At 43.8% G+C, this 19,116-nt stretch carries 14 protein-coding genes; 6 read left to right on the top strand and 8 right to left on the bottom strand.

Annotation, left to right across the window (positions count from 1 at the left end):
- Positions 1 to 5 precede the first annotated feature (5 nt).
- The 3 genes from H9625_RS08435 to H9625_RS08445 form a co-directional block, all read right to left on the bottom strand.
- Positions 6 to 1,169 (bottom strand): NADH:ubiquinone reductase (Na(+)-transporting) subunit B, encoded by a 1,164-nt coding sequence (locus tag H9625_RS08435; protein ID WP_022039179.1) that lies wholly within the window; start codon positions 1,167 to 1,169, stop codon positions 6 to 8.
- A gap of 138 nt (positions 1,170 to 1,307) precedes the next feature.
- Positions 1,308 to 2,660, bottom strand: coding sequence for a Na(+)-translocating NADH-quinone reductase subunit A (locus H9625_RS08440; RefSeq protein WP_022039178.1), 1,353 nt, complete (start codon positions 2,658 to 2,660; stop codon positions 1,308 to 1,310).
- Between the two features lie 165 nt (positions 2,661 to 2,825).
- Positions 2,826 to 4,199 (bottom strand): C1 family peptidase, encoded by a 1,374-nt coding sequence (locus tag H9625_RS08445; protein ID WP_191763889.1) that lies wholly within the window; start codon positions 4,197 to 4,199, stop codon positions 2,826 to 2,828.
- Between the two features lie 372 nt (positions 4,200 to 4,571).
- Here H9625_RS08445 and H9625_RS08450 point away from each other — a divergent pair, with 372 nt between their 5' ends.
- Genes H9625_RS08450 through H9625_RS08465 form a run of 4 tightly spaced genes read left to right on the top strand, consistent with a single transcriptional unit; the run spans position 4,572 to position 11,313 of the window.
- Positions 4,572 to 9,086 (top strand): translocation/assembly module TamB domain-containing protein, encoded by a 4,515-nt coding sequence (locus H9625_RS08450; protein WP_191763891.1) that lies wholly within the window; start codon positions 4,572 to 4,574, stop codon positions 9,084 to 9,086.
- 7 nt (positions 9,087 to 9,093) lie between these two features.
- Positions 9,094 to 10,125 (top strand): agmatine deiminase family protein, encoded by a 1,032-nt coding sequence (locus H9625_RS08455; protein ID WP_022039175.1) that lies wholly within the window; start codon positions 9,094 to 9,096, stop codon positions 10,123 to 10,125.
- A 43-nt stretch (positions 10,126 to 10,168) separates the two neighbouring features.
- Entirely contained in the window at positions 10,169 to 11,056 is an 888-nt protein-coding gene (locus tag H9625_RS08460; RefSeq protein ID WP_022039174.1) for a carbon-nitrogen hydrolase, read from the top strand.
- Positions 11,057 to 11,088: 32 nt separating this feature from the next.
- Complete coding sequence (locus tag H9625_RS08465) at positions 11,089 to 11,313, top strand: hypothetical protein (protein ID WP_191763894.1); 225 nt, start codon at positions 11,089 to 11,091, stop codon at positions 11,311 to 11,313.
- Positions 11,314 to 11,401: 88 nt separating this feature from the next.
- Here the strand turns inward: H9625_RS08465 and H9625_RS08470 are convergent, their stop codons facing one another.
- From H9625_RS08470 to H9625_RS08485, 4 genes are all read right to left on the bottom strand, one after another.
- Positions 11,402 to 12,934, bottom strand: coding sequence for an acyl-CoA carboxylase subunit beta (locus tag H9625_RS08470; protein ID WP_022039172.1), 1,533 nt, complete (start codon positions 12,932 to 12,934; stop codon positions 11,402 to 11,404).
- 16 nt (positions 12,935 to 12,950) lie between these two features.
- Entirely contained in the window at positions 12,951 to 13,466 is a 516-nt protein-coding gene (locus tag H9625_RS08475) for a biotin/lipoyl-containing protein (protein ID WP_022039171.1), read from the bottom strand.
- Positions 13,467 to 13,479: 13 nt separating this feature from the next.
- The gene (gene accC, locus H9625_RS08480) at positions 13,480 to 14,991 is read right to left on the bottom strand and encodes an acetyl-CoA carboxylase biotin carboxylase subunit (RefSeq protein WP_022039170.1); all 1,512 of its coding nucleotides are present in this window, start codon (positions 14,989 to 14,991) and stop codon (positions 13,480 to 13,482) included.
- Between the two features lie 511 nt (positions 14,992 to 15,502).
- A complete protein-coding gene (locus tag H9625_RS08485) occupies positions 15,503 to 16,342 on the bottom strand; it encodes a DUF4738 domain-containing protein (RefSeq protein WP_317173094.1) in 840 nt (279 codons plus the stop codon).
- Between the two features lie 61 nt (positions 16,343 to 16,403).
- On the opposite strand from H9625_RS08485, the gene H9625_RS08490 reads away from it, so the two are divergent.
- Both H9625_RS08490 and H9625_RS08495 read left to right on the top strand, forming a co-directional pair.
- On the top strand, positions 16,404 to 17,522 hold the full coding sequence (locus H9625_RS08490; RefSeq protein WP_191763895.1) for an HU domain-containing protein: 1,119 nt from the start codon (positions 16,404 to 16,406) through the stop codon (positions 17,520 to 17,522).
- A gap of 13 nt (positions 17,523 to 17,535) precedes the next feature.
- Positions 17,536 to 18,069: an FHA domain-containing protein gene (locus H9625_RS08495; protein ID WP_022039167.1), complete on the top strand. Its 534-nt coding sequence runs from the start codon at positions 17,536 to 17,538 to the stop codon at positions 18,067 to 18,069.
- Positions 18,070 to 18,160: 91 nt separating this feature from the next.
- Here the strand turns inward: H9625_RS08495 and H9625_RS08500 are convergent, their stop codons facing one another.
- On the bottom strand, positions 18,161 to 19,048 hold the full coding sequence (locus H9625_RS08500; RefSeq protein ID WP_087211712.1) for a glycoside hydrolase family 73 protein: 888 nt from the start codon (positions 19,046 to 19,048) through the stop codon (positions 18,161 to 18,163).
- Positions 19,049 to 19,116 lie beyond the last annotated feature (68 nt).

Genomic DNA, 19,116 nt, shown 5'->3' on the forward strand with positions numbered 1-19,116 from the left:
TTTTTTTAATTGTTAGACATTGCACGTTTGGCACGGCGTGAGATATTGTTCTGCACGACAACATAGTCAATCAGCGGTGCAAAAATATTCATCAACAGGATAGCCAGCATCATACCTTCGGGATAACCCGGATTAAGCACACGGATAATGATAGCCATCGCACCTATCAGGAAACCGTAAACGAACTTGCCGTTTTCGGTACGCGAAGAGGTAACCGGATCGGTAGCCATAAACACAGCACCAAAACAGAAGCCTCCCAAACACAAATGTTCGTACCAAGGCATGTGGGCAATGGCGGTATCCGGTCCCCACGTATTGAATACCCAACCCATAAGTGCACCACCTACGAATACGGACAGCATCGTTTTCCAGCTTGCCACTCCCGACCATAGCAGGATAACGGCACCAATGGCGATGGCAATCACGCTAGTCTCGCCGATAGAGCCAGGAATCAGACCGGTCACCATATCCCACGAGAAAGCAGGGCACTCGGCAACCTTAGCCACGCCTAACGGAGTAGCCGCCGTCAACCCATCCACAGTCTTACCCAGACCGAAGATGCTATCACCCGAAACCCATACGGTGTCGCCCGACATCTTGGTAGGATATGCAAAGAAAAGAAAGGCACGGGTTATCAAAGCCGGATTGAAAACATTCATGCCTGTCCCTCCAAACACTTCTTTACAGAATATGACCGAGAATGCTGTAGCGATAGCAAGCATCCACAACGGACAATCTACCGGAACAATCATGGGAATCAGCATACCTGTCACTAGAAATCCTTCCTGGATTTCTTCTTTTTTCCATTGGGCAACAATGAATTCAATGCCTAGTCCCACTACATAGGAAACAATAATCTTGGGCAACACGGCCAGAAAACCATAACCGAACATTTCGATGAAACTTCCTTCAGCACCGGTAGCATGAAAATGCTGATACCCTACATTGTACATACCGAACAACAATGCCGGCATCAGAGCAATGACCACGAACGACATGATACGTTTGCTATCTATCGCATCGTGAATGTGCGTTCCCGTCTTCGATGTGGCATTCGGGACAAACAAAAATGTCTCGAAACCTTCGAATACAGAACGAAAAGCATGGTATTTGCCTCCCTCTTCAAAGTTTGGCTTTATCTTATCCAGATAATTTCTTAATGCGTTCATATTAAAGTTTATTAGTTTATTAGTTTTTGAGTTTGTTAGTTTGTTTGTTTGTAAGTTTGTTGGTTTGTCCATCGCTGCCTGCAAATCAGCTACAACTTAAAAAACTTAAGAACTTAAAAACTCAAAAAGCCATATCAATTAACACATTTCCTTACGAAGCATATCCAATCCTTCGCGGACAATACGCTGAAGCTCCATCTTTGATGAGCAGACAAATTCACAAAGAGCAAAGTCTTCGGGGGCGACCTCGTATATGCCCAGTTCTTCCATGCGATCGATATCGCCCGCGATAATTGCCTTTATCAAGTATTCGGGCAGAATATCCATCGGAAGGACTTTGTCATACTCGTTAGACATGATCATGTGACGTTCTCCACCTTTCACACGGGCATCCAGAACATACTCTTTCTTTTTGCCCATCAGCCAGTTGAAATACGAATGGCTGGTACTATAATCATTCAGACGAGGCATTATCCAGCCCAACATTTCGTGCACGTCATTACCTTCCGGTATCACGGTGAGCTGCGAATGAAAGGCTCCTAAAAATCCGTTTACAGGAATTTTCTTCCCGGTCAAGACGTTGCCACTGATACAACGCACTTCCCTCTCCTTATTAATATTACCGGCAAGCACATCGGTCAGCATCGCTCCTACCTTCAATTTGCAATATGCCGGCTTCTTCACTTCCGAACCCGTGATAGCAACGGTACGGGTCAAATCCACCCTGCCCGTATTCATCAGGCGGCCGATAAAGATAACCGCTTGCGGATCAACCGTCCATACGGTCTCGCCCTTATTTACCGGAGCGATGTGATTGATTTGCACACCGACATTACCTGCCGGATGCGGGCCTTCGAATACGGTCAATGTAACGCCTTTCGCTTGAGTCAATGCCTTAGCCTGCTGGCTTGCGCTGATGCTGAGATACACGCCGGCTATCTTAGCCAAAGCATCCAGCCCGGTTTGGAAATTCGCCTCCTCTCCTTTCAACGCGAACTCAAAGTCTGGTGCCAACGGATTCGAATCGAAAGCCGATACGAAAATCGCCCGTGGTGCAATTGTCGGGTCGGCAATTACATCATACGGGCGTTGGCGGATGAATGCAAACAAACCTGCATTCAGCAACAGTTCTTTTACGGCAGTTCCATCCATACGGGTTACATCTTGTTTCCCGAATTCTTCATAGTCTTGTTCTGCGGCTGCTTCTACTGTGATACTCATCACTTTACGGCGTGCGCCGCGTTCCACACTCGTTACTACGCCACTTACGGGCGAAACAAATTTCATCTCTGGGTGATTCTTGTCAATAAACAAGGGCCCTCCAGCCATTACATACTCCTGTTCTTTCACCACCACTTTCGGGATGACTCCCGTAAAATCATCAGGACACAATGCATAAAATCCCGGTTCTTTCACGCTCATCAGTTCCGTAGCAGCTTTTCCTTTCAGGTTTATGTTTAAGCCTTTACGTAATTTGATTAGATTAGCCATATATCAGGTATAAAATGAATATTCTAAGTTCGCGACAAATTTACACAATAATAGGGCAACGAAGAAAGTTTGCTTGCCCGATTACAGAAATATTTCCTTATTCAAGCAAGCAAACAACGTCTTATCACGAATAAACCGCTATTTTGTAATGTAAAGAATACAAAATCAGTATTCTTCGGCAAACATCGGGTCCCATGCCGGAAGAAGGACAGGCTTTTGTTTCAAGATGTCCAGTACACTTTCCGGCACGTATTTCTTTTCTACTACCAGCCGGAACATATATTCGTCAAACCATTCATCAGTCATGATAAGATGTCCGTGATAACCGGCTTCTGCGCCCCAACTGTTTTCGACCATCCATTTCTTCGGTTTGCCGTTGGCATCGAGGTCTACCGCCATCAGGGTCATGGCATGGCTTGAACCACTTGCAAAAGTCTGGATACGCTGTTTTTTATTCATTCCGAATGAGGTGCCCATCAAAGAAGCATAATCGTAATTGTTCAAGTCGAGTGTACCGCGCTTGCTGTCAAGAAATTTTGCCACATCACACGAGAAATACATCATCGTACTATCCTTAATCGAACGGACAGCCATTTCCTTGATGTCTTCTATCGGCAGATTCACATACGTCCAGTTACGCCCATCGTAAGTATGACGGTCGTAATCGATTTCATAACACTTGTAAAACTCGCGGCTCGGGTCATTCATCAACATTACATAATTACCCGTCAAGTCATTACCTAAAAAAGTTTGATAGAAAGAGAGTGGTGTATATTCCTTGGTTTCACCATTTATTGTCCAGGTGAAACGTTCTACTGGTTCCCCGAAAGCCAAAGCCAACATCCGGTAAATGGTGCCCAACATTTCCTTTTTCTGCTTTTCCAGTGTGGTTTCTTTCGCTCCTTCCCCGGCAGCTTGACGCAACTGCAATCCGAACTCTTTCAGTTTAAGTCCCAGCAAGTCGGCTATCTGTCCGGTATGCTCGCTGCTATAAGTTTCCGGCATAACCGAAGCAGGTACTACACCATATTTCCCAATAATATCCGAAATGCCTGTAAACTGTCCTCCGTCGCTGATAGGATGCTTAAAAAGCCATTCTACCATTTTGTCTTCCATCGGTTTTTCACGGGTATCAATGATGCCTTGCAGGAAAAGGTTCGCTTTTTCCAGTTGGTCGTAGAAAAAACAATAATTTTGAGAAAATTCCATTTCGTCCAACCCATACTTCGCCATCATCTGTGCCCGAAGTACATTCAGTCCCGTAAACAGCCAACAACGCCCTGATTGTTGCTGGTCGGTAATGCCGTGCGAAACAACACGGTTGGAAAAATGCGTATCAAAATTTGCCAGATTCTCATGGTTCTTTGCCAATACTGAAATGCTGGTCCCTGCCATCGCATTGTAAATAGCCTTATCAGATGGCGTAGGCTTGTAGCTGTCTTTGATGTCTTTCAACAATTCAGGAGTAATCCCCCCTTGCTGTGCCTGTGCCGCAGCCAGCGCCATTGTCATAAGACAGAATGCAATACTTCTCTTCATGTTCGCTATATCTGTTAATTAGATGTAATATTTTTATAAAATCATCGATATATGGATGCAAATATAACAATTTTCTCATATTTCCCCATGCCTTTTCAACGCTTTTTCATTTCAGAGGCTTCAGGAAAAAACAGTCGGCTAAAAGCTTCCTCAAACGAACATAAGTGACACGACTGACTTACTTATGTGAAAAGCCCAAGTTACTTATGTGAACCAACCCACCCACTTATGTTCATCAAAAAGCATGCTTGAGCCGTGTCTTTATTGCCCGAATGTGGCATTCATTTTTTAAAAATCTTGAAATAACAGAAGAAAATAAAGCTTACCTCAGCTGATATTTGTACTTTTGGTTAATTTTCTGAAAGCATATATATGAGAAAGGTAATCCACATAAAACATTTTGTCCGTTCTGTTATCATACTGATTTTGGTATGTTACTTCGGATTGATTGCCATATTCAACCTTTCTTTCGTCCAAAAACAAATATCAGACCTTGCTGCCGAAGAGCTAAGTAAGCTCATGAAGACCGAAGTGAGCATTGGCAATATCGATTTAGGGTTACTGAACCGAGTTATCATCCAAAATGTGACGTTAAAAGATCGGGAAAACGAGGAGCTGCTTAAAGTCTCACGTTTTTCGGCCAAAGTGGAAATATCATCTTTGTTGCATGGGAAAATCCGTATCAGCAGTGTGCAACTTTTCGGACTGAATGCACGATTGAACCGCAAAACACCTGACAGCCCTGCCAATTTCCAATTCGTACTTGATGCCTTTGCCTCGAAAGACACGGTAAAGAAAGAGAAAAACATTGACTTGCGCATCAACTCAATATTAATCCGGCGCGGACAAGTGTATTATGATGTGCTTTCCGAACCTGCCACTCCCAACCGTTTCAATGACAAACATATCGGTATCCAGAATTTTTCGGCCACTCTTGCATTGAAAGCTTTGACCAATGATTCGGTCAATGCACAAGTCCGGCGAATGAGTTTCAATGAAATCAGTGGGTTCAGGCTAAAGAAACTTGCCTTGAAATGTATTGCTACTCCACGCTACTTTACCATAAATGATTTGGAATTGCAATTGCCTGAAACCATTCTTTCCATTGACAGCCTGACCGCAGCGTACGACAGTGTACCCCACTTCCCTCATCTGACCAAGAATACCACCTATCAGATGCGGCTGAATGCCCGTATTACACCAGCCGACATATCCATGTTCGTACCGGCGTTCAGCCACTTTCACAGTCCTGTAGAGCTTCGTCTGGCACTGGATGGAGAGGGAAACCATACCCGTTGTACCGATATCTTTGTAAGCGGAAATAACCAGACCTTATTGCTGAAAGCCCAAGGTATGATCAATCATTGGAACCGGAAGGAAGACCTTTATCTTTTCGGGCAAGTGTCTCATTTAGATGCCGATGCCCAAGGGATGGCATGGCTTTTCCACAACCTCTCGGACAAAGATTCCATACCCGGTATTGTAAAACATCTGGGAGACGTACATTTCAATGGAGATGTATCAGGCTACCTTCACCAACTGACAACACATGGCACTGTCCTATCCGAAGCCGGCTCTGTGCGGGCTAACGTAACGATGCATAAACCGAAAGGTGCGTTGTATCATTCTTATTCAGGCAAAATAATCAGTGAGCAGTTAAATTTAGGTGCGTTACTCGGACAGGAAAAAACATTTGGCAATGCAACCTTCGACATCGAACTGCAAGGATTCCGTTATCAGGACGGGAAACCGGAATCATACATCAAAGGCATTGTTTCGTCTTTGTCTTACAAACAATATGAATACCACAATATCTTACTCGACGGGCAATACACGCCCGGAGGATTTGATGGGAAAATATCAGTAAATGACCCGAACGGAAGTATCGAAATCGAAGGTCATGTCGCTACCCAGCAGGCTATTCCCGATTACAACCTGAAAGCCACCATCCGTCATTTCAACCCTAACAGGCTGAATCTTACAGATAAATATCAAAACACAGATTTCTCACTGAATCTGATGGCAGACTTTACAGGACATTCTGTCGATGATATGAAAGGAAGAATCAGCATTGACAGCCTGATAATGAAGGCACCCGAACCGGAAAAGTGTTATACATTCGACCATTTCAGCATTCTGGCAGGAGCAGTTCCCAACAGTGGTGAGAAGCAAATTAAAATCCAGTCCTCTTTTTTAAAAGGAGAAATACAAGGGTATTATTCGTATCGCACGTTGCCTGTAAGTATCCTGAAGACAGTACAACATTACTTGCCTTCTTTACTGGCTGCCGACAAGCATCTTTCTGATACCAACAACAACTTTCGTTTCCATATACAGATAGACAATACAGAGCTTTTATCAAAAGTGTTTGATGTCCCTTTGCTACTATCCATGCCGGCTTCCCTGCAAGGATATTTTGACGACAGCCATACCCGCATCCAGGTACGGGCTTATGCACCCGAATTTACATACAAAGGTGCCTATTACGAATCTGGGACTTTTTTGTGCGACAATACGGAAGAAGGATTGCAATGTCAGCTCCGTACCAATAAACGGATGAAAAAAGGAGGAATGATAAACCTTGCTGTCAATGCGCTGGCCAAAGAAGACCAGTTAAAAGCAACCATTAACTGGGGGAATAATACAGTTAACACTTTTAGTGGACTGATAGATGCCGAGGCATATTTCGAGAAACCGGAATCAGGAGAAAAGCTAAGCACACGTATCAACATACAGCCCAGCCAAATCGTTTTGAATGATACCATTTGGAAAATACATCCTTCGGAAGTTGTCATCGACCAAGGAATCGTAGATGTACGTAATTTTTTGTTCGAACATCAAGACCAATACGTACGCGCCAACGGACGTATCGGTAAATCGGGAACAGACAGTTGCCTGGTCGACTTAAGTAACATCAATCTGCAATACATCATGGATATCATCCAGTTTCATGCAGTCAAATTCAACGGACTGATTACCGGTCGTGTACATCTTCATCACGTGCTGGACAATCCTGTCATGTACACACGACTGGATGTGAAAGGTTTTTCACTGAATGATGCTTTATTAGGCAGAGGCGACATCAAAGGCGAATGGGACAACGAATTAGGAGGCATACGCCTGTTGGCAGACATCCGTGAGAACGAACATTATTCAACTTTTGTTAATGGTTACATTTCGCCTAAAGAAAAAGGATTGGATTTACACATCAAGGCAGGAGGTACTAATCTGGCTTTTCTTCAGCCATTCATTGATGGCATTTTTACCAATATGCAAGGACGTGTATTCGGCAATGTCCGTCTGTTCGGTCCGTTCTCGGGACTGGATTTGGAAGGAAGTGCCCAGGCTGATGCCAGCATGAAAGTAGACATATTGAATACATCTTTCAAGTTACACGCCGACTCTGTGCGTATCCGTTCCGGACATTTCGGATTCGAAAACGTACAAATAGCGGATATGGAAGGCCATACAGGTCTGGTAAACGGAGCCCTCAACCATCAGAAGCTGAAACACTTGACTTATAATTTCCGATTCAATACCAACAACATGCTGGTATATCACACAGAAAAAGAAACCCCTGAATTTCCATTCTATGGAACTATCTACACCACGGGCGAGGTATTGTTACGAGGCGGAAACAATGCACTGAATGTAGACGGCACTTTACGTACTGACCCACGTACATCATTTACGTATGTTACTGCTACGGCGGCCGAGGCCACAAGCAAACAGTTTATCAAATTTGTAGACCGAACGCCACGACGCCAGCAGGAAAACATCCATACAGAAGTATACCATCCCCTTAACATACAGAAAGAAGAGGAAGAAGACGATACTCCTCTTGATATGCATTTAAATTTCCAAATAGAAGCCACTCCTGACGCTACGATGCGCATCATCATGGATCCTGTGGCGGGAGACAACATTTCCGCTAACGGCACGGGAAACCTGCGCATTAATTTTTATAACAAAGGCGATTTTCTGATATTCGGCAACTATAATATCGGAGAAGGTATATATAAAATGAGTATGCAGAATGTCATCCGCAAAGACTTTGTTTTACAGTCGGGAGGTACAGTCTCATTTAACGGTAACCCACGTCAAGCAAATCTGAATGTACAAGCTGTTTATACGGTCAATTCGGCTTCATTGAACGATCTTGTAGCAGACGCATCCTCCACCAAAGGAACTGTACGTGTAAACTGCCTTTTGAATTTAAGCGGTAACCTGACCAGCCCGACACTGAAGTTCGACCTTGATTTGCCCACCGTTAGCGATGAAGACCGCGAACTGGTACGTAGCCTGACCAGTACCGAAGAACAGATGAACACCCAGATTATCTATCTGTTGGGGGTCGGCAAATTTTACACATACGACTACAATAGTAATGCCAACCAATCGGATGCAACCAGTTCACTGGCATTCAGCACCTTGTCCGGTCAATTAAACAATATGCTCTCGCAAGTCATCGACAACCAGAACTGGAACGTAGGCACGAATCTAAGTACAGGAGAAAACGGCTGGAGTGACGTAGAAGCAGAAGCTATTCTTTCGGGAAGGCTACTGAACAACAGACTCATTATCAATGGCAATTTCGGATACCGCGACAACGCCATGCAGAATACCAATTTTGTAGGTGACTTTGAGGCTATGTGGATATTGACCAGGAACGGCGAATTCCGCTTAAAGGGTTATAATGAGACCAATGACCGATACTTTACCAAATCTACACTGACAACGCAAGGCATCGGCCTAATGTATAAAAAAGACTTTGACAATTGGCGCGAACTGTTCGATTGGATATTGCTTCGCAGAAGAAAAGACAAGAAGTCTACAGACGAACAACCTGTCGCCCAACAAAAACGAAACAAAAAACAAACTAAATAATTCAGTTATGGGAAAGAATTTTTATCTACCAGCCGAATGGCATGCCCAAAGCTATATCCAGCTGACTTGGCCACATGCCGGAACAGACTGGAACTATATGCTTGAAGAAGTAGAATCGTGCTTCCTCCATTTGGCTCAGGAAATAGCAGCCCGGCAACCGTTGTTGCTCGTGGCTCCCGAATATCCGAAAATACTTGAGAATGTTGACTTCAGGCATAACATTCACTTTATCGCCTGCCCTACCAATGATACATGGGCACGCGACCACGGCTTCATCACAGTACTTCAACAAAATGCCTCCCCACTGTTACTTGACTTTTGTTTTAATGGTTGGGGAATGAAATTTGCCGCCTGTAAAGACAACCTGATCAATATGCATCTGCATGAAAGTGGTGTATTGAACGGGCATTACGTCAATTGCCGCAATTTCGTATTGGAAGGCGGTTCGATAGAAAGTGACGGAGAAGGTACATTGCTTACTACTTCCACTTGTCTGCTGGCTCCAAACCGGAATGATACTTTATGCCGCAATGAAATCGAACAATATTTGAAAGAACGATTCAACCTGTTCCAGGTATTGTGGTTAGATTATGGCTTCCTGGCTGGTGATGATACAGACAGCCATATCGATACGTTGGCACGTCTTTGTCCTGCTCATACCATTGTATATGTACAATGTACCGATGAAAAAGACGAACATTACGGTGCTCTGCACGCAATGGAAGAACAACTGAAGTCTTTCCGCACACTCAACGGAGACCCCTATCGCCTACTCCCAGTACCTCTGCCCGATGCCATTTACGATGCTGAAGGTGAAAGACTGCCTGCCACATATGCCAATTTTCTGATTATGAACGATGCTGTATTATATCCGACATACGCTCAGCCAGAAAAAGACAAAGAAGCTGCCAAAGTATTGAAATCGGCTTTTCCCGACCGGGAAATCATAGGAATAGACTGCCGGGCACTGATACAGCAACATGGTTCATTGCACTGTGTCACCATGCAATATCCCGAAAGCGTATGCCCTTCCTTGTAAAACAAGATTAAATTACTTCACCTTTTATATAATTAAGACAATTATGACAAGAATCATTCGCGTAGGTATCGTACAACAGGCTTGTTCGAACGATATCAAAGCCAATTTAGAAAAACTGCACGGCAACATTGCTTCCGTAGCACAAGCTGGAGCCAATCTGGTCGTATTGCAAGAATTACACAATACTCCCTACTTTTGCCAGACAGAAGATACAAGTTTGTTTGATTTAGCTGAACCTATACCCGGTCCTTCAACAGGCTTTTACAGTGAAATAGCTGCCGCTTACGGCATCGTCTTGGTTACGTCACTGTTCGAACGCCGTGCTCCCGGACTATATCATAACACTGCAGTCGTATTCGAAAAAGATGGGAATATTGCTGGAATCTACCGCAAGATGCACATACCCGATGACCCTGCCTATTATGAAAAGTTTTATTTCACTCCTGGTGATATCGGTTTTGAACCGATTGAAACATCTGTCGGGAAATTAGGTGTACAGGTTTGCTGGGATCAATGGTATCCGGAAGGTGCCCGGTTAATGGCACTGAAAGGAGCAGAACTGTTGATTTATCCCACAGCCATTGGTTGGGAAAGTACGGACACACATGAAGAACAATTACGTCAAATCGGTGCTTGGGTAACTGTTCAGCGGGGACATGCTGTTGCCAACGGGCTACCGGTCATTGCCGTAAACCGTGTAGGACTGGAACCCGATCCTTCAGGGCAAACCAATGGTATTCTGTTTTGGGGCAACAGTTTTGTTGCCGGCCCACAAGGCGAACTGCTGGCACAAGCAAGCAATACAAAAGAAGAAAATCTGGTTGTGGACATAGACATGAACCGGAGTGAAAACGTCCGTCGCTGGTGGCCGTTTTTAAGAGACCGGCGCATTGAAGAATTTGGTGATTTAACCCGTCGATTTATTGATTAGTTTCTTAGAAGCTGTTTTGAATTTATCGTGCGATGATTTGGGATGAGTTTTTGAGGCATTTCCGCTTCTGTGATGAGGAAGATAGCGGGCTATCTGACGAAGAACAGGAGCGAAAAGGACCAAAAAATCGCCCAAAGCACACACGAAAACGGATACATCAAGCCAAGAAAAACTTTTTGGAGAAATTCAAAACAGCTTCTTATATAGGAGAACAAAATTGGTTTGCGAAAATTCCTCAATGCATTGATTCAACATGACCAATGATGTTTCGCATTTCATTTTTGATTGACTATACATATTGTATCCAATTAGTTGGTTCTTAGGAACCAACTAATTGGCCATATTTTATAGAGGCATATTCCCGTGTTTTTTCGGTGGATTACTCTGACTCTTGTTTTGAGTCATCTCCAATGCTTGGATTAATTTAAAGCGCGTATCCTTAGGCAAAATGATTTCATCAATATACCCCTGCTCGGCAGCCCGGTACGGGTTCGAGAATTTCTCCTTGTATTCCTCGATGGCCTGCGCTTTTTCCTCGGGCGTAGCCTTGCGATAAAGAATATTTACGGCTCCATCAGCTCCCATCACAGCAATTTCGGCTGTAGGATACGAGAAGTTTACATCGGCACCGATAGGCTTGCTATTCATTACAATGTAGGCACCGCCATATGCCTTGCGGGTGATGACTGTGATTTTAGGAACAGTAGCCTCGGCGTATGCATACACGATTTTAGCTCCGTGGCGGATGATACCGTTATGCTCCTGCGTACAACCCGGCAAGAAACCCGGTACATCTTCGAACGTCACGATAGGAATGTTGAAACAGTCGCAGAAACGGATAAAACGTGCAGCCTTGTCGGAAGCATCGATATCAAGCACGCCAGCTAAGTAGGCAGGCTGATTTGCTACGATACCCACCGAGCGTCCGCCCAGACGGGCGAAACCGATTACAATGTTCTTGGCAAAGTGGGGCATCACTTCAAAGAAATAATGGTCGTCTACTACCGGCTCAATAATATTTTTGATATCATAAGGCATGTTAGGATCATCCGGTATGACACTCATCAGTGACTCATCAGCACGACGGATGTCATCGGTGCAGGGCATACTCGGCGCATCTTCCATGTTATTGGAAGGTAAGAAACTCAGCAGTTCGCGGATACTCATCAAAGTTTCCTCTTCAGTATCGCAAAGAAAATGAGTCACACCACTCTTGCTACTATGAGTGTAAGCTCCGCCTAACTCTTCCTTATCCACTTCCTCGTGGGTAACCGCTTTTACCACATCAGGACCAGTGATGAACATATGGCTTTTTTCCTTCACCATAAAGATAAAGTCGGTGAGTGCCGGTGAGTAACAAGCTCCTCCTGCGCAAGGACCTAAAATAGCTGAAATCTGTGGGATGACACCCGATGCAATCGTGTTCTGATAAAAGATAGAAGCGTAGCCTGAAATACTACCCACGCCTTCCTGGATGCGTGCACCACCCGAGTCATTTAACGCGATAACCGGTGCACCGTTTTTCAACGCCAGTTCTTGAACCTTAACGATTTTCTTAGCTCCAGTGGTGCTCAGTGTCCCACCATATACAGTAAAATCGTAGGCATACACGTACACTAACCGTCCGTCTATTTTGCCATACCCACATACGATGCCATCACCGGGAATATGCTTCTTGTCCATCCCGAAATCAGTACAATGATGAACCACCAATTTGTCCAATTCATTAAACGTTCCTTTGTCGAGCAACATGTCGATACGTTCACGGGCAGTCATATGACCGTTGGCGTGCTGCTTTTCCACGCGTTCCACGCCTCCACCTTGGGAAGCCAGTTTGTCAAGCTCCTCAAATTTTTTATATTGTTCTGCTGTAGTCATTTGTCTTATTGTTTGGTTATTCTTCGTTTATCACGTCCAGCGTCATGATTATCTGGTTGCTGTTAACTGAGTCACCTTCGTTCACCAGAATTTCCTTCACCACGCACGGACTATTCACTTTATAGTTGCTTTGCATCTTCATGGCCTCAATCACCGCCACGATGTCACCAGCCTCCAAACGGTCACCTACCTGGACAGGTATCTTCACCACTTTACCCGGCATAGGTGAGACAATCTTATCTTGCTGTTTCTCGTCGGCTCCTTTGCGCATACGCAGGTACTTGGCCTGAGAGTCGATGATGTCAACATTGTATGACTGGTAATGCGCGTTTACCGTATAACTCTTGCCTCCTTCTTTACGGATGAGCTCGGCATTATACGATTTGCCATTATGCAATATGGAACAACTACCGTTTTCTGCCATCACAATGTCCACGTCGTAAGGCACACCATCAATCGTAAGCTGCACCTTGTTTCCTTCCTTGCTGACTAACGAAACGTCAGCAACTCTTTCTCCGATATGTATTTCCATGTGTATTGAATCCTTAAATCCGTAATACTCCTTTCTTCAAACCAAATTCACGCCAGCGGCTAATAGGACGGTTATCAGTGGCTCCCGATTTGTTTTCTTCCAAGTTCATCAGGTAATCGATGTAAGCGGCAATCATGGCAATATTCTCCGTCTCTTCTTCTTTCTGTCCTGCCCACTCGCGCAACATTTCCTGATGCTTGGGAATAAAGAGGGTGTCGTAATGACCTTCTACAAAGTCGGGTACATGCATGATGTGGCGCAAGTAAGAGATGTTGGTTTTCAGTCCTGTAATCTTATACTCGTAAAGCACACGACGCATACGTTCGATGGCAAACTGGCGGGTAGTGGCCCACACGATAAGTTTACCAATCATCGGGTCATAATAAATAGGAATTTCATAGCCATCGTATACGTAACTATCAATACGCACCCCAATGCCATTGGGTTCTGTCAATTGACGGATGATGCCCGGCGAAGGCATAAAATTATTTTCTGTATCTTCAGCACAGATTCGGCACTCAATAGCATGACCCCGCTGTTTTAAGTCTTCCTGCTTATAGTGAAGCGGTTCGCCATTGGCCACACGGATCTGGTCTTTTACCAAATCAACGCCCACTACTTCTTCAGTAATAGGATGTTCTACCTGCAAACGGGTATTCATTTCCAGGAAATAGAAATTGCGATGTTTGTCAACGAGAAATTCGATGGTACCGGCACCTTTATAATGAACTGCTTTTGCAGCTGCGACAGCCGCTTCACCCATCTTCTGACGAAGTTCAGGTGTGACGAAAGGAGATGGAGTCTCTTCCACAATTTTTTGATTACGCCGCTGGATAGAACACTCACGTTCGAAGAGATGAACGGCATTGCCATAGTTGTCTCCTAAAATTTGAAATTCGATGTGATGTGGTTCTTCCACGAATTTCTCAAGATACACGGTGTCATCACCAAAAGAGGACATCGATTCTGAACGGGCGGTGTTGTAGGCCTCTTCCACTTCATCTTCGCTATGTATGAGTCGCATACCTTTGCCTCCACCACCCATCGACGCCTTCAGCATCACAGGATAACCGATACGGTTACAGATTTCCTTAGCTTCCTCTACGCTCTGCAACGGTTGCTCCGTACCTGGAACTACAGGTACTCCTGCCGCAATCATGTGCTTACGTGCAGAAATCTTATCGCCCATAGCATCCATCGTTTCCGGATCGGGACCAATGAAGATGATGCCTTCTTCGCGGCAGCGGCGTGCAAACTCCGAATTTTCGGACAAGAAGCCATACCCTGGATGAATAGCATCTACGCCATGGTGTTTGGCTGCCCAAATAATCTTATCGATGTTTAAATAACTTTCGCGTGAAGCGGCTGGTCCTATCAGGCAGGCTTCATCTGCATAAAATACGTGGCGTGCAGTCCTGTCGGCCTCCGAAAAAACAGCCACAGTACGAATGCCCATCTCCCGACAGGAGCGCATCACCCGCACGGCTATTTCGCCACGGTTAGCGATCAATACTTTGTGTATCATGCCTTATTCTTTTATTGTTACATTTTTCAATAAGTTAAGCCATTTTAGTATATGACTTAAGCAAAAGGCTTCTCTTTTCGCACAAGAAACCCAAAACTGTGCAAAAGTAACAAAAAAAACGAATACATTCTTATTTCTGTGTTTTTTTTTAGGCTGTATGCCCTATTTATATTCAATACTCCGGTATAATTCTAAAATCAAAACATTATAACCGGCTAAAGCAGGTTCAACAATACCAGATTAAAAGAATCATTGAAATATTGTCAAGGGTGAGAAACTGTTTTGAATTTATCGTGTGCTGACTGGGGATGATTTCTTGCAGAGGCGCAAAATCTTGCATCTCTACTATGAGGAAGATAGCGGGCTATCTGACGAAGAGCAGCGGAAAGAACCCAAAAATCGCCCCAAGCACACACGAAAACGAATGCATCAAGCCAAGAAAAACTTTCTGAGGAAATTCAAAACAGTTTCTGCGATCTGTAAAAGAGCCTAACCATCTGAGAGATAAAAGCTATTCTTTCAATTTAAAGGATATATTGTTTTGCCTGTCGATCAAAATAGTCACATAATAACACGACAATTCATCGGGCATACTGACTGTAGCCTGATAATGATATCCGTCAGAATCAACCCCCATAAAACTCATGTCGGAAAGAATGGCCATTTTTAAGAAATCGGCAGGTATGATATTTTCAAACATCTCTTTATTAATATCTTTGGCATACAACCTTTGTTTGCTCTGAAACACACAAATATGAATAATGTTATCAAAAAACACATTATCAACAATCATCCCTTCTTCCGTTACTACCGGATGATATACTTTTTTACTGGAAGGATTGATATAGGCATATCCCCTATAGCGGTTCCCTTGATAAAAGAATACTGAATCTTTTTCGATAACTTCCTTTTGTACCGGTTCAATAACCGTCTGATAACCAAATGGTATTGTATCAGTATCTGATTTATGAAGAGTAATCAAATCACCCTGCGACGTATAGAATTGAAATACATGTGGCTCAAGCTTGGTAATACGATAAGTCACCCTTTCAGAACTATGCGCAATAAGCGTATCTCCTGAAATACTGAAACGAAACGGAGTATTAACCTGGCTAGCAAGATAGATACTGTCACCAGCTATTTTCAACATCGGCAACTCTGTGTTCTCGTCTACCCAGATACCTTGTAATTGCTGTTTAGCAAGTTGGTTGCGTTCGTTTTGGGCCTGTCCATCCTGTTTGTTTCTGTTCTCTGCACAGGCTGTAACTAAAAACGCGAAAAGTGCTGCCAATAATACTTTTCTCATTTTCTTATGCTGTGTTTTCTTGGTTTTTATTTCATTTCTTGCCACAAATGTATAACAAATTACTCAAGTCACATAAAATAACAGAAAAAAATCTTATATTTGCAGTATGATTGAATTAGCTAAACATATTGAAGTATTGCTGTTAGAGAACGATTGTGTCATCGTTCCAGGCTTGGGAGGCTTTATAGCTCATTACCGTTCTTCTATATATAATAAGGAGATGCGGAAATTTTATCCACCGGTACGTACCATTGGGTTTAACCCGAAGTTAGTGATGAATGATGGGTTACTGGTGCAATCTTATATGCAGACCTATAATACTGATTTCCCGGATGCCAGCCGGAAAATCGAGAATGTGGTAAATGCATTGAAAGAAAAACTGTATCAAGAAGGCAGTGTATCCTTGGGACAGGTGGGAAGTTTGTATTACAACATGAATGGTGTTTATGAATTCGAGCCGGCAGAAAATGGATTTTTCACTCCTTCCCTTTATGGATTGGAAACTTTTACATTTCAAAAACTGGCTTTCAGCACTTCATTAAATGTAAAAAAGGAAAGAGAAGAACGGTTGCCCCGACTATCTGCCAACAAGACAAATCCCACATCTTGGCATTGGACACGTAGCATAGCGGTCGTCGCAGCTACGATCTTGTTGTTTTTCTTGTGTTCTGTTCCTGTAAAGAATACCTACATTGACGAGGCGAATTATGCATCATTGGGCTCGGAAGGTCTGTTTGCTGCAATCCGGAATCAATCTGCAGCATCAAGTGTCATCTCTCCTATTCGGCAAAAAACTTCTGAACAAAATTCAAATCAACAGAAAAACGAAAAGAAACAATTAAAAAATAATGTCAATACCTTAAAGCCGGTTACCATAAAGACCGAAAAGGTAGAAGCACGTATTGAGAAAAAAGTTTCAGCGAAAAAAAATGACCGGACCGTAAAAGAGAAAGCTCAGCAGACTACCCCAAAAACAATTTCCACCCAAAAACATGGGGGCAACAACCACATTATCGTGGCAAGCCTTACCAATGCGGCTGATGCAGAGAAAGTGGTTAACGGTTTGAAACAAAAAGGATATGCAGATGCCCAGGTGATTGTGTCGCAAAACCATTATCGTGTTTCATTAGTTAACTATGCAAATAAGGCCGATGCCTATCAGAAAATAAAAGAGTTGAAGAAACAACCAGACTTTGCTTCGGCATGGATATTCATTTCCAAATAAAGCCCTAAAGAATATGAAAAGAGTAAGATGTCCTAAGTGTGACAATTATATACAATTTGATGAGACCAAATACAGCGAAGGGCAGTCGTTGGTATTTGTGTGCGATCAATGCAAGAAACAGTTTGCCATCCGTATCGGAAAAACCAAGTTAAATGCAGGAACACGCCGGGAAGAAGTCATTGACGAAAGAGAAGGGTTGAAAGATTGGGGAAACGTTGTAGCAATTGAAAATGTATTTGGCTACAAACAAGTAATCCCGTTACACGAAGGTGACAATCTCATCGGACGCCGGTCGAAAGGTACAGAAGTAGATATTCCCATTGAAACCAATGACCCAAGCATGGACCGTCGGCATTGTATTCTAAATGTGAAGCGAGACAAGCAAGGACAAATAGTGTATACCTTACGCGACAATAACAGCATTACCGGCACTTTTGTCATGAATGACTTGTTAGGTCCCAAGGATCGTGTCCGGTTGGAAGACGGAGCCATTTTTACCTTAGGAGCTACTTCCTTGATTTTACGAGCAGCAGAGAACAAAGAATGATATGAATGTCCGCCATTCCCCCTTGAAAACGAAGATAGACTTCATTTCGCACATCATTATTCCGGATATTTGCGGACATTCCCCACACTTTTTACCTTAACCAGATAATATCTCCCACGTTCGGAGCAGGAGCATCTTCTTTCATCCCGTTCAATTGGTAAAGATTCTTCAATTTGATGCCGAACATCTGTGAGATTGTGTACATCGAGTCTCCTTGCTTCACGGCATAAGAGATGTGATCCTGGGTGGCTTTCTTACGTTTTTCTTCCAGATAGACAATTTCGCCTCCACGGAACGTGTAGTCCTTGGGCAACTCGTTGTACTTGCGTACATTCTTCTTTTTCAGATCAAATTCTTTGGCTATGCTCTTGAACGTATCGCCTGGACGGGCTATCACGTAAAGCAATTCATTCGCCAGATAAGGCTGGTGCGGGTTAGGGAACTCTTCTGCCCATTTCAATCCCCCTTTGCGGTCGTACTTGTCAAGGTCGTAGGTCTCGATGATGTTTATCAGGCGATTGGCATAATTGGGGTCAGTAGCATAACCCGCTTTTTTCAACCCCTTTGCCCACCCTTTGTAATCGGTTATCTTGAGTCGGAAAAGAAAAGCATAACGGGCACCCGAACGCAAAAACTTGGAATGGTCACGATATGAATCCTTTACGTGTTTGTAAGCACGGAAACATTCATTAGGTGCATCGTCGGTATAACGCACCGAACGTCCGTCCCATGAGCCACCGCACTTGATACCGAAATGGTTATTCGACTTCCGGGCAAGCTGACTCCTGCCCGCCCCCGACTCCAGCAGACCCTGCGCCAGCGTAATGCTTGCCGGGATACGATAATGCTTCATTTCGTCCACCGCTATGCTTCGGTATTTCTTGATATATTCCTCGTATGCCTTGTTCCGTTGTGCCGAAGCCGTGCTTGCAGCAAGCAACAAGACCACCATAACCAACCAATACGTTAAGTTTTTCATTTCCTTTTTATGTTTATCCAAAGGCAAAGATAAGTGTTCGCACGAATAAAAGCAACACAAGATAGGAA

It is taken from the genome of Phocaeicola intestinalis (assembly GCF_014837065.1).
GTDB classification, from domain to species: domain Bacteria; phylum Bacteroidota; class Bacteroidia; order Bacteroidales; family Bacteroidaceae; genus Phocaeicola; species Phocaeicola intestinalis.

Coding starts and splice junctions, on each gene's coding strand:
- H9625_RS08500 (WP_087211712.1), bottom strand. CDS start 19,048: ATGAAAAACTTAACGTATTGGTTGGTTATGGTGGTCTTGTTGCTTGCT.
- H9625_RS08435 (WP_022039179.1), bottom strand. CDS start 1,169: ATGAACGCATTAAGAAATTATCTGGATAAGATAAAGCCAAACTTTGAA.
- H9625_RS08455 (WP_022039175.1), top strand. CDS start 9,094: ATGGGAAAGAATTTTTATCTACCAGCCGAATGGCATGCCCAAAGCTAT.
- H9625_RS08465 (WP_191763894.1), top strand. CDS start 11,089: ATGATTTGGGATGAGTTTTTGAGGCATTTCCGCTTCTGTGATGAGGAA.
- H9625_RS08475 (WP_022039171.1), bottom strand. CDS start 13,466: ATGGAAATACATATCGGAGAAAGAGTTGCTGACGTTTCGTTAGTCAGC.
- H9625_RS08450 (WP_191763891.1), top strand. CDS start 4,572: ATGAGAAAGGTAATCCACATAAAACATTTTGTCCGTTCTGTTATCATA.
- H9625_RS08460 (WP_022039174.1), top strand. CDS start 10,169: ATGACAAGAATCATTCGCGTAGGTATCGTACAACAGGCTTGTTCGAAC.
- H9625_RS08490 (WP_191763895.1), top strand. CDS start 16,404: ATGATTGAATTAGCTAAACATATTGAAGTATTGCTGTTAGAGAACGAT.
- accC (WP_022039170.1), bottom strand. CDS start 14,991: ATGATACACAAAGTATTGATCGCTAACCGTGGCGAAATAGCCGTGCGG.
- H9625_RS08440 (WP_022039178.1), bottom strand. CDS start 2,660: ATGGCTAATCTAATCAAATTACGTAAAGGCTTAAACATAAACCTGAAA.
- H9625_RS08445 (WP_191763889.1), bottom strand. CDS start 4,199: ATGAAGAGAAGTATTGCATTCTGTCTTATGACAATGGCGCTGGCTGCG.
- H9625_RS08470 (WP_022039172.1), bottom strand. CDS start 12,934: ATGACTACAGCAGAACAATATAAAAAATTTGAGGAGCTTGACAAACTG.
- H9625_RS08495 (WP_022039167.1), top strand. CDS start 17,536: ATGAAAAGAGTAAGATGTCCTAAGTGTGACAATTATATACAATTTGAT.